This is a genomic window from Rhizobium atlanticum (assembly GCF_030182485.1).
Taxonomy (GTDB): domain Bacteria; phylum Pseudomonadota; class Alphaproteobacteria; order Rhizobiales; family Rhizobiaceae; genus Rhizobium.
Genome location: NZ_JAQJCJ010000014.1, coordinates 29,445 through 46,486, shown reverse-complemented (window position 1 = coordinate 46,486; position 17,042 = coordinate 29,445). Strand labels below are relative to the sequence as shown.

The 17,042-nt window shown below is 63.3% G+C and carries 12 protein-coding genes; 5 read left to right on the top strand and 7 right to left on the bottom strand.

All coding sequences use genetic code 11. The features are described from left to right. Positions 1-167: 167 nt before the first annotated feature. Positions 168-1,163 (bottom strand): transporter, encoded by a 996-nt coding sequence (locus tag PH551_RS20580; protein ID WP_221139129.1) that lies wholly within the window; start codon positions 1,161-1,163, stop codon positions 168-170. 205 nt (positions 1,164-1,368) lie between these two features. On the opposite strand from PH551_RS20580, the gene PH551_RS20575 reads away from it, so the two are divergent. The 3 genes from PH551_RS20575 (at position 1,369) to mcpU (ending at position 6,193) form a co-directional block, all read left to right on the top strand. Beyond that, complete coding sequence (locus PH551_RS20575; protein WP_285194699.1) at positions 1,369-3,144, top strand: acyl-CoA dehydrogenase family protein; 1,776 nt, start codon at positions 1,369-1,371, stop codon at positions 3,142-3,144. A 10-nt stretch (positions 3,145-3,154) separates the two neighbouring features. After that, positions 3,155-3,907: a crotonase/enoyl-CoA hydratase family protein gene (locus PH551_RS20570; RefSeq protein ID WP_285194698.1), complete on the top strand. Its 753-nt coding sequence runs from the start codon at positions 3,155-3,157 to the stop codon at positions 3,905-3,907. A 204-nt stretch (positions 3,908-4,111) separates the two neighbouring features. Further along, complete coding sequence (gene mcpU, locus PH551_RS20565) at positions 4,112-6,193, top strand: methyl-accepting chemotaxis protein McpU (RefSeq protein WP_285194697.1); 2,082 nt, start codon at positions 4,112-4,114, stop codon at positions 6,191-6,193. Positions 6,194-6,257: 64 nt separating this feature from the next. Here the strand turns inward: mcpU and PH551_RS20560 are convergent, their stop codons facing one another. Beyond that, positions 6,258-7,508 (bottom strand): class I SAM-dependent RNA methyltransferase, encoded by a 1,251-nt coding sequence (locus PH551_RS20560; protein WP_285194696.1) that lies wholly within the window; start codon positions 7,506-7,508, stop codon positions 6,258-6,260. After that, on the bottom strand, positions 7,505-8,290 hold the full coding sequence (locus tag PH551_RS20555; protein ID WP_483315436.1) for a TlyA family RNA methyltransferase: 786 nt from the start codon (positions 8,288-8,290) through the stop codon (positions 7,505-7,507). The genes PH551_RS20560 and PH551_RS20555 overlap by 4 nt, the downstream gene beginning before the upstream one ends. A gap of 225 nt (positions 8,291-8,515) precedes the next feature. On the opposite strand from PH551_RS20555, the gene PH551_RS20550 reads away from it, so the two are divergent. Beyond that, entirely contained in the window at positions 8,516-10,459 is a 1,944-nt protein-coding gene (locus tag PH551_RS20550; protein ID WP_285194695.1) for a methyl-accepting chemotaxis protein, read from the top strand. 269 nt (positions 10,460-10,728) lie between these two features. Here PH551_RS20550 and dxs read toward each other — a convergent pair whose 3' ends face one another. Beyond that, positions 10,729-12,645 (bottom strand): 1-deoxy-D-xylulose-5-phosphate synthase, encoded by a 1,917-nt coding sequence (dxs, locus tag PH551_RS20545; RefSeq protein WP_285194694.1) that lies wholly within the window; start codon positions 12,643-12,645, stop codon positions 10,729-10,731. Between the two features lie 264 nt (positions 12,646-12,909). Here dxs and PH551_RS20540 point away from each other — a divergent pair, with 264 nt between their 5' ends. Then, positions 12,910-14,889 carry a phospholipase D-like domain-containing protein gene (locus tag PH551_RS20540; RefSeq protein WP_285194693.1) on the top strand — a complete coding sequence of 660 codons (1,980 nt, stop codon included), beginning with the start codon at positions 12,910-12,912 and terminating at the stop codon, positions 14,887-14,889. Between the two features lie 33 nt (positions 14,890-14,922). Here PH551_RS20540 and PH551_RS20535 read toward each other — a convergent pair whose 3' ends face one another. The 3 genes from PH551_RS20535 to PH551_RS20525 form a co-directional block, all read right to left on the bottom strand. Next, a complete protein-coding gene (locus tag PH551_RS20535; RefSeq protein ID WP_285194691.1) occupies positions 14,923-15,846 on the bottom strand; it encodes a pirin family protein in 924 nt (307 codons plus the stop codon). Positions 15,847-15,935: 89 nt separating this feature from the next. Further along, the gene (locus PH551_RS20530; RefSeq protein ID WP_285194689.1) at positions 15,936-16,703 is read right to left on the bottom strand and encodes an SDR family NAD(P)-dependent oxidoreductase; all 768 of its coding nucleotides are present in this window, start codon (positions 16,701-16,703) and stop codon (positions 15,936-15,938) included. Between the two features lie 87 nt (positions 16,704-16,790). Next, positions 16,791-17,042 (bottom strand): exodeoxyribonuclease VII small subunit, encoded by a 252-nt coding sequence (locus PH551_RS20525; protein WP_039618216.1) that lies wholly within the window; start codon positions 17,040-17,042, stop codon positions 16,791-16,793.

The following is a 17,042-nucleotide window of genomic DNA, read 5'->3' as shown; positions in this document are numbered from 1 at the left end:
AGGATCCATGCCCGGTGCTGGTGGAGGAGGCCTACGTGGATCCTCGAGTCAAGCCAGGTCAAGCCCTGGGATGCCGGAGCGTTGTGCGAGCTCTGTGGCAAGTACCGCGACGTTTGACGGAATAGGAGCGAGCTCGCACTCCGAGAGTCACGCCGAACCTTTCACCCTCAAAGAATATCCACCCGCCGCAGCAGCCACCAGGCGAAGACGATCGAGGCGATGATCAGGATGACGGCGTATTCCGTGCCGTAATCGCCGACGGCGAAGGGCAGGTTGGCGGTGTTCATGCCGAAGAAACCCGTCACCAGCGTCGGCGGCAGCAGGAAGGCGGTCATGATCGACAGAAGATAGAGGTGGCGGTTGGTCTCTGAGGATTGTTTCGAATCGATTTCTTCATGCAGCAGGCGGGCCCGGTCCTGCAGGGCATAGACATCGTGGTCGACGGTTTCCAGCCGGCTCGTCAGCCGCCGGGCCACATCGTCGAAGCCGAAGGGCATTTCGTCCTCGTCGGCTGCCCCGGCGCGGCGCATCAACGCCAGCACGGTGCGCAGATGCCGGTGCAGCCGCACCACGGTTCGCCGGACCGGCGCCAGCCGCCGGCGCTCGTCGCGCGGCGCATTATCGTAGACGATATCCTCGATCTGGTTGAGTTCCTCGGTGAGTTCGATGACGATCGCGATCAGCGTGCGCTGGAATTCGATCACCAGCAGTTCGAAGAGATCGACCGGTCGCGAGAATTTGCCTGGATTCTTCTCGATCAACGTGCGCGCGCGCTCGACGCTGCGCAGCGGCTGCAGCCTTGTGGTGATGATGAAGCGATCCGACATGGCGAAATGCAGCCAGCCGAGATTGTTGGTGTCCTGGTCGAAATCGCGCTGGCAATCGACGAGCGTGCCATAGAGCATCTGCTCGTCAACGGTCAGCGCCGCATGCGTGTCATGCGTCGTCAAGGCCGATCTCGCCTCCTCCGTCAGTCCGTCGAGCGTCTCGAGCAGGGCCGGCACACGGGCGTCGACGAGGTTGAGATGCAGCCAGTAGAAACAGTTCTCGGCGATCAGATCCGCCACCGTCGCGGTGTTGGTCAGCCGCACCGCCGTCTTTTCATCCGGCGAGAAACGATAGGCCCAGACGAAACCGGGTATGTTGACGGGCAATGTATCCATCGGTCGCCGATCCTTTGCGAGGGCGATATATTTGTCTTCAGTTCTCCATGCCGTCCATGGGCGCGGCTGTGCAAGAAGAAAGCGCCATGCGGTGGAATTATCGCATTGCGTCATATGAATCAAAATTGACGTTTACGTAAAAATCAACTAGCCCTTGCCGGGGAGGGCTTTGCATGAGGTGCAGGCACCCGACGGAGGAGAAAGCATGTACAAGGCGCCCGTTGAGGAAATCGCGTTCACATTGAAGCATGTAGCCGGCATGGGCGAGGCGATGTCGAACGGTCTTTTTGACGATCTCGGCGAGGATCTCGTCGACGCCATCCTGGCCGAGGCGGGACGTTTTGCCACAGAGGAGGTGGCGCCTCTCGCCGAGATCGGTGACCGCCAGGGCGCCCGCCTCGTCGATGGCGAGGTCCGGCTGCCGGATGGCTGGCGTGATCTCTACCGCAGCTGGATTGCCGGTGGCTGGAACGGCCTGACGGCGCCGGAGACTTTCGGCGGCCAGGCCTTGCCTGACATGCTGAATGTCGCGGCTCTCGAAATGTGGAATTCCGGATCCATGGCTTTTGCGCTCGCTCCGACGCTGACCATGGGTGCCATCGAGGCGGTCAGCACCCATGGCAGCGCCGCACTCAAGGAGAAATATCTGGCAAAGATGGTGTCGGGCGAGTGGACAGGCACCATGAACCTGACCGAGCCGCATGCCGGATCCGATCTCGGTGTCCTGAAAGCCCGTGCCGAACGCAGGCCCGACGGCAGCTATCGCATATCGGGTCAGAAGATCTTCATCACCTGGGGCGAACACGACGCTGCCGACAACATCATCCATCTGGTGCTGGCGCGGCTGCCGGATGCACCGGCCGGCACGCGCGGCATCTCGCTCTTCCTGGTGCCGAAATTCCTGGTGAACGACGACGGCTCGCTTGGGCCCCGCAACGATCTCTTCTGCCACGCGCTGGAGCACAAGCTCGGCATCCATGGTTCACCGACTTGCACGATGATCTATGGCGACGGCCGGTTCGGCGACGAAAAGGGAGCGATCGGCTGGCTGGTCGGCGAGGAGAACAAGGGGCTCGCCTGCATGTTCACGATGATGAACAATGCGCGCCTCGCCGTCGGCATGCAGGGCGTGGCGATCGCCGAGGCCGCCACTCAGAAGGCTCTGGCCTATGCAAGCGAACGCACGCAGGGCAAGGCCCCGGGCTGGTCGGGCGCCGGCATGAGCCCGATCATAGAACATCCCGATGTCGCCCGCATGCTCCTGACCATGAAGGCGCTGACCCAGGGCTCGCGCGCCATCTCCTATGCCTGCGCCCACGCGATCGACATGTCCCGCCGGGCACCCGACGGCCGCCATTGGCAGGAGCGTGCCGCGCTTTTGACGCCGATCGCCAAGGCTTTTTCAACCGATGCCGGCGTCGAGGTCGCCTCGCTCGGCATCCAGGTGCACGGCGGCATGGGCTTCATCGAGGAGACAGGTGCGGCCCGTTATCTCCGCGATGCCCGCATCGCGCCGATCTACGAGGGCACCAACGGCATTCAGGCGATCGATCTCGTTACCCGCAAGCTACCGCTTTCAAGCGGCGATCAGGTAAAAGGCTTCATCGCCGAGTTGAAGGGGATCGCCGACGATGTCCGCCGCTCGAATTTCGATGGTTTCGGCGAGACGGCCGCGCGGCTCGATGCAGCCGTCGCCGACCTGGAGCAGGCCACCACCTGGCTTCTGAAGGCGCTGGCAGATGACAGGACCGCGGAAGCGCTCGCCGGCGCCACGCCCTATCAGCGCCTGTTCGGGCTGGTGCTCACCGGCTGTTATCTTGCCAAGGGTGGCCTGGCCGAGAGCGGCGACGGCAAAGCCGAGGGCCGCATCGCGCTCTGCCGCTTCGCCGCTGAAAACCTGCTTGCCGAGACCGCAGCCCTTCGCGACCGGATCGTCAACGGCGCGGCAAGCCTTGCCGCCGCCCGCATTCTGCTTGCCTGAGGAGATCCCCATGACCGATCACATCATCGTCGATCAGCCTTCCGCCCATCCGGGCGTCCAGCTCATCCGCTTCAACCGGCCGGAAAAGAAGAATGCTTTTACGCGGGCGATGTACCGCACCATGACCGATGCGCTGAATGCCGCCAATGCGGACGCGAATATCAGGGTGACGGTGTTCCTTGGCACCGAAGGCAGCTTTTCGGCCGGCAACGACATCGGCGATTTCCTGGCCGCCGCCATGGGCGGCGGCATGGGAGAGGAACTGATCGATTTTCTCTACGCGCTCGTCAGATCCGAAAAGCCACTGGTCTCCGGGATAGACGGTTTGGCGATCGGCATCGGCACGACCCTCAACCTGCATTGCGACCTGACGATCGCTTCCGACCGCAGCCAGTTCCGCACGCCCTTCGTCGATCTGGCACTGGTGCCGGAAGCGGCGTCGAGCTTGATTGCTCCGCGCATCATGGGCCACCAGCGGGCTTTTGCCATGCTCGCTGCCGGAGAGGCCTTCAGCGCCGAGGAGGCACGGGAGGCCGGGCTTGTCTGGAAGGTGACGACGCCGGAAGAGGTTGAACGACAGGCACTGGCCGCTGCCTCAAACCTTGCCGCCAAGCCGCCCGAGGCGCTGCGCATCTCCCGTGAGCTCGTCCGCGGTCCGCGGGAGGAAATTATCGCCCGTATCGATGAAGAGGCTCGCCATTTCGCAGCCCGACTGAAAAGTGCAGAGGCGCGGGCCGCTTTCGAAGCTTTTATGCGACGTTGAGCCCCTATAATTTCATGGTTTTTGCTGAGATTTTAAGCTCCTTTTAAGTATAAGCTAAATAACTAGAGCGCGACGGATCCCCTCGGCCGTCCGGGCGCATGATGTGCTTGACCCCCTTGTTCAAATTCATCCAACGGTGTCGCCGCCCATGTCGCGGCGTGCTTAACCGTTGCGCCCCCGAATCTATTTGATGGAGTGCATGGCATGACAAAGAAGACCAATTTGATGACGCGCATCCTGGTTGCAGCGTCTGTCGTAGTCCTAGCTGCTTTCGCCGCCTTTTCCTATTACATCGATCACGTTCAGCGTAGCGTGACCACCGCTTCGATCGAAGCGAATATCGAGTCCTCTGGCGAGCAGGCCGCCTACAGCCTAGCCAACTGGATGAACGGGCGCGTCATCTTGACCGCCATGGTCGGTGATGCTGTTGGCAAGGCAGTCGATCGTGACGGTGTTCGCAATGTTCTGCAGAACAACGTGCTCGCCACCCAGTTTGTCAGCACCTACCTCGGCGATGAGCAGGGCGTCTTCACGTCGTGGCCGGACCTGCCGCTGCCGGCTGATTACGATCCGCGCAAGCGTCCCTGGTATCAGGATGCCGTCAAGGCAAACGCCCCCGTGCTGACCGAACCCTATACTGACGCATCCAGCGGCAATCTCATCATCAGCTCTGCCGTTCCGGTTTCCCGCGATGGCAAGCTCGCCGGCGTTGCTGCCAGCGATTTCTCGCTGGAAACCATGGTCAAGATGATCAAGGAGATCAATCTTGGCGGACAGGGCGAGGCTTTCCTCGTTAATAACAGCGGCCAAATTCTCATCCACCCCGATGCGAAGCTGGTAACGAAGACGCTGGCCGATGCCTTCCCGACGATCACGCCGACAATCGGCGGCAGCCTCACCGAGACCGAATTTGCCGGCAAACCGGTGCTTGTGTCCTTCGTGCCGGTCGAAGGTCTTCCGACTGTAAAATGGTATCTCGGCTTCGTGGTCGACAGCGACAAAGCCTTCGCGACGCTCAATCAGTTCCGCATCGCAGCCCTTGTCGCCACGCTCCTTGCCGTCGGCATCATGATTGCCGCCATGGCATGGCTGCTGCACGGCTTCGTCATCCGTCCAATCACAGCGATGACCGCTGCCATGCAGAAGCTTGCCGCCGGTGATCTTTCCGCCGCCATTCCAGGCGAGGAGCGCCGTGATCAGATCGGCTCGATGGCGGAGGCCGTTGCCGTGTTCAAAGCGAATGCCATCGACCGGGAGCGCTTGGAAGACGAAGCCGAGCAGGGCCGTTTGCTGACGGAGCGCGAGCGCCGGGAACGCGAAGCGCAGAAAACGCGTGAGGCGGCGGAAATCCGTGAGGCCGTCGATGCGCTTGCTGGCGCGCTCGGAGCACTTTCCGAAGGCAATCTTGCCCATCGCATCGAAACACCCTTTGCCTCCCACCTCGATCGCTTGCGCAGCGACTACAACACCTCCGTCGCCAAGCTGGACGCTGCCCTCCATGCCGTCGGCAGCAATGCCCATGCAATCGACGCTGGAGCGACGGAAATCCGTACCGCCGCGGACGGTCTTGCCCGCCGCACCGAACAGCAGGCCGCCTCCGTCGAGGAAACGGCTGCCGCTCTGGAAGAGATCACCACGACCGTCAAGGATACCGCTCGCCGCGCCGAAGAGGCCGGCAGTCTGGTTGGCCGCACACGCAACGACGCCGAACATTCGGGCGAGATCGTCAGCAAGGCCGTCGATGCCATGACCGGCATCCAGCAGTCCTCGGAGAAGATCTCAAGCATCATCGGCGTTATCGATGATATTGCCTTCCAGACAAACCTGCTGGCTCTCAACGCTGGCGTCGAAGCCGCACGCGCTGGTGAAGCCGGCAAGGGTTTTGCCGTCGTTGCCCAGGAAGTGCGCGAACTGGCACAGCGTTCGGCCCAGGCCGCCAAGGAAATCGAAGGCCTGATCACGACTTCGAATGCTCAGGTTCGTTCAGGCGTCACACTCGTCGGCGATACCGGCAAGGCGCTGCAGTCGATTGTTGCGCAGGTGCAGGAAATCAGCCGCCATGTCGAGGCGATTGTGATCGCCACGCGTGAACAGTCGACGGGCCTCGCCGAGATCAACACTGCCGTCAACACAATGGATCAGGGCACCCAGCAAAATGCAGCCATGGTCGAGGAACAGACGGCCGCCAGCCATGGTCTTGCCCAGGAGGCCGCGAAACTGATGCGGCTTCTGGCGCAGTTCAGACTCGGCGCCCAGGAAGCCTTGGCTGTCCGCCGCGCAGCTTGACAAAGGTTGTCATCGGAGATGCCCGCGCTCGCCGCGGGCGTTTCCGATTGCCGAATGACGCCGGTTACTTCTCCAGCGTCGCCACCACCTCGACATGCGAAGTCCAGAGGAACTGGTCGATCGGCGTGACGCCGGTGATGCGGTAGCCGCCCTCGACGAGGATCGCCAGATCTCGCGCCAGCGTCAGCGGATTGCAGCTGACGGCCGAGATCTTTTTCACTGCTGAACGGGCGAGCTCCTTGCACTGGAACTCCGCGCCGGCGCGCGGTGGATCGAAGACGACCATGTCATAGGGCTTCAGCTCCTGCGTCATCAGCGGACGTCGGAAGAGATCACGCCTTTCGACCGTCACCGGTTTCAGGCCTTGGGTTTTGCGGGCCGCCTGGTCGAGGGCGGCGAGCGCCTTGGCCTCGGCTTCGACGGCATGGACGCGGCCGATCCGCGCCAGCCTGAGCGAAAACGTGCCGGCGCCGGCGAAGAGATCGGCGATCCGCTTCGCCTTGCCGGCATGGGCGAGTACCAGTTCCGCCATCGCCTCTTCGGCCGGCTTGGTCGCCTGGGCAAAGCCGCCCGACGGCGGCGAAACAGAGACGCCGCCGAAATCGAGGAGCGGCTTCGATGGCTCGACCAGGATTTCTCCATTCACCGTCACGCGGGCAATGCCGCGCAAGGCCAGCACCGTCTCGATCGCCTTGCGCCGCTGCGGGTCGGAGAGCTTCTTGATTTCGTCGACAGCTACATCGAGTCCGGAGAGCGTTTCAAGCACGGCGATCCGGAAGGCTTCGGCGCTGGTCGCGAGCGACGCGGCGATCGCCTTGATCGCCGGCAGCCGGGCGACGATGCCCGGCGACGAGATCGGACATTCCTCGATGGCGACGATGTGGTGGCTTTCGGCCTGATTGAAACCGATCAGCATGTCCTTCTCGGTCCTGCGCGCCGCAAACACCACGCGCCGTCGCTCGCCCGGGTGAGCCGGGACGATTTCGCCGACCTCAGGCGTCAGCCCCTTGGATTTCAGCGCATCGATGACCAGCTGGCGCTTGAAGGCGCGGTAGGGGCCGTCGGCCAGATGCTGCAGCGTGCAGCCGCCGCAGGTGCCGTTGATGCCGTCCGGACCGAAATGCCGGCAGGGCGGCTCCTGCCGGTCGGGTGAGGGCGCTGCGATCGACATGATCGTGCCATGGCTCTTGACGCGGGCGATCGCCACGGTTTCCCCAGGCAGGGAAAAGGGCACGTAGACAGGCCCGCCGGCGTCGCTTGCGATCCCGTCGCCCTGGGTGCCGAGTTTTTCGATCGTGACGGTTTCGGTGCTCACGGTTTCAATCCTGCTAGAAGGTATTCCCGATTGCCGTCGCCGCCTGATATCGGGGAGGAGATGAGGCCGAGGCTTTTCCAGCCCATGTCCTCGGTGAACCAGCGCTCCAATTCGGATGCGACGGCCGGAGCAGACGAGGGATCCTTCAATAGCCCGCCCTTGCCGACCGCCTCGCGCCCGGCCTCGAACTGGGGCTTGACCAGCAGCACGGCGACAGCACCCGCCGCAGCGAGATCGAGTGCCGGAGCCAGCGCCAGCTTCAGCGAGATGAAGGAGACATCGGAGACGATGAAGGTGGCGGGCTCGCCGATATCCTCGGCGCTGAGACTGCGGGCGTTGAGGCCTTCGCGGTTCGTCACCCGCGGATCGCCGGATAGCCGCGGATGCATCTGCCCATGGCCGACATCGATTGCGGTGACGTGCCGGGCGCCCCTGAGCAGCAGCACTTCGGTGAAGCCACCGGTGGAGGCGCCGATATCGAGACAGTGATGGCCGGCCGGATCGAGCCGGAAATGGTCGAGAGCGGCCGCAAGCTTCAGGGCGGCGCGCGAGACGTAAGCCTGTGCCGGGTCGTCGATCTCGATATCGGCATCGTCGCCGAAGAGCGCGCCGGCCTTGGTTACCACCTCACCGGCGATCCGGACCGTGCCGCGCTGCACGGCGTCGCGCGCCCGAGAGCGGCTGGTAAAGAGGCCGCGGGAGACGAGAAGCTGGTCGAGGCGTTGGCTGTTTTGATCGGACATCGGCTGTGAATGACCGGCAAAGCCGCCGCTTGCAAGCATTTTATTCCTGCCGGTTGCAGGGCAATTCCTGCGACCCGCGATTTAAACAAATTTAAAGCCTGTCCGCATAGGGTCGGCACGATTGCAGCGGTTGGTCCGAACCGCTTCGTGCCATGAAGGCGCAGACGTCTTCCGCCGATCATGTTTCCAATTCCAAGTCTCTGCGGTTGCGCCTTGCGCGCGACTGTCTCTCGCCGCGCCGACTGTCGCCAGGAGAACTCACCGATGTCTGTTAAAAACATATCCTTGAATGGGAAGCTTGCGGCCACGTTCGCAGCCCTCATTCTGATCTTCGTGTCCGTTTCGTCTTTCGTCTATTCCAAGGCGACGGCATCGGCGGCCGCCTCCGCCGAGCAGGAAAAATCGGAGCTGCTCGTCAACCAGATCGACGATGCGCTGCAGGCCATGCTCGAGCAGGCGGTCAACCTGCGCGGCTTCATTCTCTTCCGCAGCGACAGCACCTATGGCGACGTCTTCGCCAATCGCGAGCGCATGCTGAAGGCAATCGCCGCTGCCAGGCAGACGGCATCAGGCGAGCCGCAGCTGGTTGAGATGATCGACGGCATGCAGAAGGCGGCCGACCTTTATTTCCATGAACTTGCCGAACCGCAGACCAAGGCGCGCAAGGAAACCGACATGCCGATCGAAGAGGTCGTCAAGATCGGCGTCAACGCCGCCAAGGGTCAGCTCGATGGTTTCCGCCAGGCGTCCGCCAAGATCAAGGCGACCGCCCGCGAAAAGTCGAATGCGCTCGCGGCGATCCGGGCCGAGGCCAACAGCGATCTGACGACGACGCTGCTTGCCGGTGGCATCGTCGCCTCGCTAGCCGCCGCCCTTCTTGCCTGGCTGATGTCGCGCACCATCGTCCGCCCGGTCGTCGGCATGACCGCGGCCATGGATCGGCTCGCCGGCGGCCAGAACGATATCGAGGTTCCGGCTGTCGAACGCGGCGACGAGATCGGCCGCATGGCCAAGTCGGTCCTGGTCTTCAAGCAGGCGGCGATCGAGAAGCTGCGTCTTGCCGGGGAAACCGACCGCATGCGCGACGATGCAGAGCGCCAGCGCCAGGCAAGCGATGAGCAGAAGGCGCGCGAAGAAGGCGAGCTCCGCTATGCCGTCGACGCTCTGGCCGGTGGCCTTGCCGGCCTTGCCGTCGGCGATGTCGCTGCCCGCATCCAGACGCCGTTCGCGCCGCAATATGACAGCCTGCGCAACGACTTCAACCACGCCGTCGAAAAGCTGCAGGCGGCACTTCAGTCAGTCGGCCGCAATGCCTCGGCGATCAATGCAGGCGCTGGCGAAATCCGCTCGGCTGCCGACGATCTTGCCCATCGCACCGAGCAGCAAGCCGCAGCCGTCGAAGAGACCGCTGCAGCGCTCGAGCAGGTGACGACGACGGTGCGCGACAGCGCCAAGCGCGCCGAGGATGTCGGCAATCTCGTCGAGCGCACCCGCCTCGGCGCCGAAAAATCCGGCGATGTCGTCCGCAAGGCGGTCTCGGCCATGCAGCAGATCGAGAAGTCCTCCGGCGAAATCTCCAACATCATCGGCGTCATCGACGACATCGCCTTCCAGACCAACCTCCTGGCGCTGAACGCCGGCGTCGAAGCGGCACGCGCCGGCGAGGCAGGCAAGGGCTTTGCAGTCGTCGCCCAGGAAGTGCGCGAGCTGGCGCAGCGTTCCGCCAAGGCTGCAAAGGAAATCAAGGACCTGATCACCAATTCCGGCACGCATGTGCAAACCGGCGTCACGCTGGTCGGCGAGACCGGCAAGGCGCTGGAAGCGATCGTCGCCGAGGTGCAGGAGATCAACCGCAACGTCAACGCGATCGTCACCGCCACGCGCGAACAGTCGATCGGCCTGCAGGAGATCAACACCGCCGTCAACAACATGGATCAGGGCACGCAGCAGAACGCGGCGATGGTCGAGCAGCAGACCGCTGCAAGCCATGCGCTTGCCCAGGAAGCAAGCGCCCTGGACGAGCTGCTGCGCCAGTTCAAGCTCGGAACCGAGCCTGCCGCTCCGGTCCAGAGGACGGCAGCCGCAACGCCGGCCTCGCGCCCCATCGCCTCACCGGCCCGCGCACTCGCCAGCAAGGTCACCAAGGCCTTCGGCGGCAAACAGGCGAGCGCTGCGGTTGCGGTTCAGGAGGACTGGACGGAGTTCTGAGAGCGCGCTTTCGGAAGGAACGGCTAAGGAAGAGGGCGGCGCAGTGATGTGCTGCCCTTTTTTCATAAAGATAGTGATGGTTCCCGCAGCCCCCTCATCCGCCCTACGGGCACCTTCTCCCCGAGGGGAGAAGGGGGAGTCGAGAGGTCGCCGCAAATCTCTTCTCCCCAGCGGGGGTCCGAAGGACGGGTCGAGACCCGTGGCTCGACCCCGGTTGGTGCCGGCAGGCGGATGAGGGGGCCACACGGCACGCCCTCAAATAAATCCACTTACCCGGCCACTCCAACGGCAACCCCGCGTCCAAGCGCCCGGAACACCGTCGAAACAATCCCGGCGCGATCCAATCCCGCATGAGCGTTCATCGCTTCGGGCTTGGCCTGTTCCATCCAGATGTCGGGCATGACGAGCGAGCGGATCTTCAGGCCGTTGTCGAGCAGGCCTTCGCTCGAAAGGTACTGCATCACCTGGCTGCCGAAGCCCCCGACCGAGCCTTCCTCGACGGTGATCAGCATCTCGTGGTGGCGGGCGAGCTGGCGGATCAGGTCGTGGTCGAGCGGTTTGGCGAAACGCGCGTCGGCGACCGTTGTCGACAACCCGGCGGCGTCGAGATCCTCGCCGGCAAGCAGACAGTCGGCAAGCCGGGTGCCGAAGGAGAGCAGCGCCACCTTGGTGCCTTCCTTGACGATGCGGCCCTTGCCGATCTGCAGGATTTCGCCGCGCGCCGGCATGTCGACGCCCACACCTTCGCCGCGGGGATAGCGGAAGGAGATCGGGCCGGCATCATAGGCGGCGGCCGTGCGCACCATATGTTTGAGTTCAGCCTCGTCGGCCGCCGCCATCACCACGAAGCCGGGCAGGGTGGCGAGGAAGGCTGTGTCGAAGGAGCCGGCATGGGTCGGCCCGTCGGCGCCGACGAAGCCGGCGCGGTCGATCGGGAAACGCACCGGCAGGCCTTGGATCGCCACGTCGTGCACGACCTGGTCGTAGGCGCGCTGAAGGAATGTGGAGTAAAGCGCGGCGAACGGCTTGTAGCCTTCCGCCGCGAGGCCGGCGGCGAAGGTCACGGCATGCTGTTCGGCAATGCCGACATCGAAACAGCGCGACGGAAAGGCTTCGGCCAGCTTGTCGAGGCCGGTGCCATTCGGCATGGCGGCGGTGATGCCGACGATCTTATCGTCAAGGGCGGCTTCCTGCACCAGCGCTTCGGCAAAGACGCTGGTATAGCTCGGTGCATTCGGCTTGACCCGCGCCTGCGCGCCGGTGATGACGTCGAACTTGTTGACGCCGTGGTATTTGTCGGCCGCCGCTTCCGCCGGCGGATAACCCTTGCCCTTCTGGGTGACGACATGGATCAGCACCGGTCCGCGGGCATTGTCGCGCACATTGCGCAGCACCGGCAGCAGGTGGTCGAAGGAATGCCCGTCGATCGGGCCGATATGATAGAAGCCCATCTCCTCGAACATGGTGCCGCCGGTGACGTAGCCGCGCGCGTGCTCGACGGCGCGGGTGATTGCCCGGTCGATGTTCTTGCCGAGATAGGCCGTCAGTTTCTTGCCGAAGTCGCGGAAGCCCATATAGGTGCGCCCCGAGGCTAGGCGGGCGAGATAGGCGCTCATCGCCCCCGTCGGCGGGGCGATCGACATGTCGTTGTCGTTGAGAATGACGATGAGACGGGCGTCGAGCGCGCCGGCATTGTTCAGCGCCTCATAGGCCATGCCGGCCGACATCGCCCCGTCGCCGATGACGGCGATGACGCGGCGGTCGGTCTTCTCCAGATCGGCGGCGATCGCCATGCCGAGGCCGGCCGAGATCGAGGTCGAGGAATGCGCCGCCCCGAACGGATCATATTCGCTTTCGGCCCGGCGGGTGAAACCGGAAAGGCCGTTTTCCTGGCGCAGCGTGTGGATGCGGTCGCGCCGGCCGGTGAGGATCTTGTGCGGATAGCATTGGTGGCCGACATCGAAGATCAGCCGGTCGTTGGGCGTATCGAAGACGCTGTGGATGGCGATCGTCAGCTCGACCACGCCGAGGCCGGCGCCGAGATGACCGCCGGTGCGCGACACCGCATCGATCATTTCGTCCCGGACTTCGCGGGCAAGCTGCGGCAGCTCGCGATCCTCGAGCTTGCGCAGGTCGGCTGGATAGATGACCTGGTCGAGCAGGGGAGTCTTCGGCAGTTGTGTCACGGGCGGGTGCTCTTTCTTGCTTTTCCTCGTTTCGCTTTATTCGATTAGATCGGGGCAAAACAAGTGCATTTCAGGAACCGAAGGTTTTCACCTTAGAGCATGGCGGAAAAAAGTGTGAGCGGTTTCGGAAGATATCACTTTCTATTTCTGTGAGTTGCATTTGCCTGATTTTGCCCGGGCGATCGAATGCGCGAAGCGCTGGCGAACAGCTTGAATATGACACGGAATGGTAGCAATGTTGCCGGACTGACTGGGGGACGGGTCATGGGAACGATTGTTGCAGCGCATGCCTATGTGAACAACGAGGTCGCCTATGTGGCCTGGGACATCGATGCCAAGATCGACGGGTGCCTCGGGTTCGAGGTCGTCCGCGTCTATCTCGACGAACAGGGTAACGTGTCGATAAGGTCCGACGGCAGCGAGGACCGGGTGACCTGCGCCGCCTGGGTCGCCTTCAAGGGGCAGCGTAATCCGCATTGGCTGCCGCAGACGACGTCGCTCTGGCCGGTGCAGAAGCTGTCCTGGCGCGACCTGACGCTGCGCAAGCGCCGCAACGAGATGAAGCGCCGACCGGACGAGGTCCGCGTGCGCTATGAAATCCGCCCGCTTGGCGACCTGAAGCCGGGCATGCAGGCCGCGCCCGATCCGACGCCTGAGATCGTCGAAATCAACAAGCGGGATGAAAAGGGCCGGCCGATCAAAAAGCTCGACGGCACCTTCGAGAAGATCGCTGTCAAGGCCTATGAGGGGCCTCCGCGGCCGCTCGGTTATCTCGGGCCGGCCGTCGCCTCCAATCCGGTGCATGTGACGCGCAAGCGTGGCCAGTTCGAGTCCACCTTCACCAACGGCATCCTCGCCGCCCAGTGGCTGCGAAACGTGCTCTTGGAGGACGGCGTGAAACAGCCGAACGAACTGATCGACATGATCTCCAATCCGGAAAACGGCATCCGCAAATATCTTGCCGGCGATGTCATTCCCATGCTCAAGGACTTCATGAATGCGCCTGGCCGGTTCCTTGTCGCGCTCTACGAGCTCGAGGATGAGGAACTGCTCGACCTGCTGCTTGCCAACAGGGACAAGCTCAGCATCATCCTCGCCAATACCGGAAAGGTCGGTGACGACTGGGATGTGCGCAATGCCCATGCACGCAACGCGTTGATCGAGGCCGGCGCCGAGATTCACCACCGCATGTTCAACAATTCGAGTCAGATCGGCCACAACAAGTTCGTCGTCCATATTCCGCCTGGCGGGGCGGATCGCAGCGTCTTCACCGGCAGCACCAACTGGACGGCGACGGGCCTTGCCGGCCAATCCAACAATGCGCTGATCGTCAGGAACGATGCCGTTGCCGCGGCCTATGTCTCCTATTGGGAGCGGATGCTGGAAGACAATGCAACGCTGGAAGAGCCGGTCGAATTCGACGACGGCATGCCCGACAACCAGCAGAGCAAGGCGTTCCGTCGCTCGAACGAAACGCCGTCCATTGTGCCCACCGGCAATGGCGCTTCGGTGGAAGCATGGTTCTCGCCGAACATGCAGAGCCGAAGGAAGGGCAAGGATACACCGCCCGACCTTCGCGAGGTCTACCGGCTGATGCGCCGCGCCGCGCATGCGGTGCTGTTTCTGGCCTTCTATCCCGGACAGTCCGGCAAGGATTGCATCGTCGGCGAGGCGATCGACATCGGCCTCAAGGATCAGAAGCTGATCGTCACCGGCGCCGTTTCCAGCCCCCAGGCCATGCCCAACTATGTCCCCGGCAAAAAGAACGATCCGGACGACGAGGACGACGATGTCGACGCCACCTCGCCGCATACGTTCGACGAGGCCAACGTCTCGATCGTCCGGGCATCGCGCATCGACGACCGGCAACTGCTGGCGGATTTCGGCGCGGAGGAACTGACGGCCAAGAAGGTCGGCGCCATCATTCACGACAAGGTGCTGGTGATCGATCCCTTATCGGATGACTGCGTCGTGGTCCTCGGCAGCCATAATCTCGGTTTCAAGGCCTCTTACGCCAATGACGAGAACATGCTGATCGTCAAAGGCGACCGCGCCCTTGCCGAGGCCTATGCGGTGCATATCCTCGATGTCTACGACCACTACCGCTTCCGTGCGGTCGAGGCGGAACTGAAGCGTCAAGGCAAGAAGGGCTGGTCGGGCTTCCTCAACGTCGACGACAGTTGGCTGGACGGCTACGTCAATCGCACGAAGGGGGCGCTGACGCGCTATTTCGCGATGGGCTGAATTCCCGAAGCTGACGGTGGCGATCCCGCGCCGTCATCCCTCCGGCAGAGGCACGAATTCTTCTTCGTCACCCGGCACGATATCGAAGCGGCCGGTGCGCCATTCCTCCTTGGCCTTTTCGATCCGCTCCTTCGAGGACGAGACGAAATTCCACCAGATATAGCGTTTCGAATTCAGCGCCGCGCCGCCGAAGAGCATTAGATGACAGCCGTCGCCGCCGGCTTCCAGCGTGATAGGATCGCCGGGCCGGAAGACCAGCAACTGATCGGCGGCGAAGCGATCGCCGGCGATGACGACCTCGCCCGACAGCATGTAGACGGCGCGCTCCTCATGGCCGGCGCCGAAGGGAAAGCGGACGCCCGGCTGCAGGTTGAGATCGACATAGAGCGTGTCGGAGAACGTGCCGACCGGCGACGTCATGCCTTCGAACGAGCCGATGACGACCCGGCCGCGCACCCCTGATGTTTCGATCAGCGGCATGTCGGTCTTTTCCGTATGGGCGAAGGAAGGATCGATCTCCTCCTTGTCGTCGGGCAGCGCGAGCCATGTCTGCAGCCCGGACATCAGCAACGGGTGGCCGCGCAGATTGTCCGGCGTGCGCTCGGAATGGACGATGCCGCGGCCTGCCGTCATCAGGTTGATGTCGCCGGGACGGATGACCTTTTCGGTGCCGAGGCTGTCGCGATGGCGGATCTCCCCGTCGAACAGATAGGTGACAGTGGAAAGGCCGATATGCGGATGCGGCTTGACGTCGAGCGCCTCATTGGGCTTCAGGATCGCCGGTCCCATGCGGTCGAAGAAGATGAACGGCCCGACCAGCCGCCGCTGCCGCGTCGGCAGCGCGCGCCGCACCTGGAAGCCGCCGATATCGCTGCTGCGCGGAATGATCAGGTTCTCGATCGCATCGCAGGCGAAGGCATCGCCGGGCAGGGGATCTTTACCGGGAAAGAAGGACATGAGGGATCTCCGCTTGCAGGGACGTCGACCACAGATAGTCCCTGCAGCGCCGCGCGTCCAACAGGATGTGCCGAAGAGGCTCCATGATGTCAAATTGCGGTGAAGCCGTTATCGACGAAGAGATGAGCGCCATTGACGAAGCTCGATTCATCGCTGGCGAGATAAAGGGCGGCGCGCGCCACGTCTTCCGGTTCGCCGATCCGTCCCTGCTGCGCGGCGATGGCGGCATCCGAAACATCGACGCCGAGCGCCTGCAGGTCGGCGACCTCGCGCAGCCCGTGCGGCGTGCGGATGAAACCGGGGCAGACGGCGTTGCAGCGGATGTTTCGGTCGCGGAACTCGACGGCGATGGCGCGGGCAAACATGTGCACCGCGCCCTTGGTGGTGTCGTAGAGCACTTCCATCGGGGTGGCGGCGACCGCCGAGATCGACGAGGTGCAGACGATCGATCCGCCGCCGGCGGCGATCATCTTCGGCAGCACCGCCTTGGTCATCAGGAACATCGAGCGCACATTGACGGCGTGCAGCCAGTCCCATTCCTGAAGCGTCGTCTCCAGGAAAGGCTTGATGACGATGGTGCCGGCATGGTTGAAGAGCACGGTCACCGCGCCATAGCGTTCCTCGACGCCGGCCACGGCGGCATTGACGGCGGCTTCGTCCGAGACATCGGCCGTCCAGCGGTCGGCCTCGCCGCCGGCATCACGGATCTGTTTCACCGTCTCGGCGGCCGCCTGGCCATTGCGGTCGATGATCGCAACGCGCGCGCCTTCGGCCGCAAACAGCTTCGAGGCAGCACCCCCCATGCCGGTCGCGCCGCCCGAGATGATGGCGACTTTGCCCTTCAATCTGTCCGTCATTGTTTGTCCCCTGATGGTTCCGGAAGGGGATCATAGATCGACCGAAAGCCGATCGCCAAGCGACTTCAAGTGCCGCGTTCGCTACGCTCAGGCGCCGTCCAGCGGCTCGACGCCCTGTGGCCTGCCGGCGCGGTCGAGCCTGATCTTTTCGATGCGGTTCTCGGCCGCCGAAAGCAGCGTCTCGCAATGTTTCTTCAGCGCTTCGCCGCGCTCATAGATCTCGATGGATTCATCAAGCGCCACGTCGCCGCGTTCCAGCCGGGCAACGATGCTTTCGAGTTCGGCGACCGCCTTTTCGAAGGAAAGGCCTGATACTTCAGGCTTGGCGCTGTCAGTCAT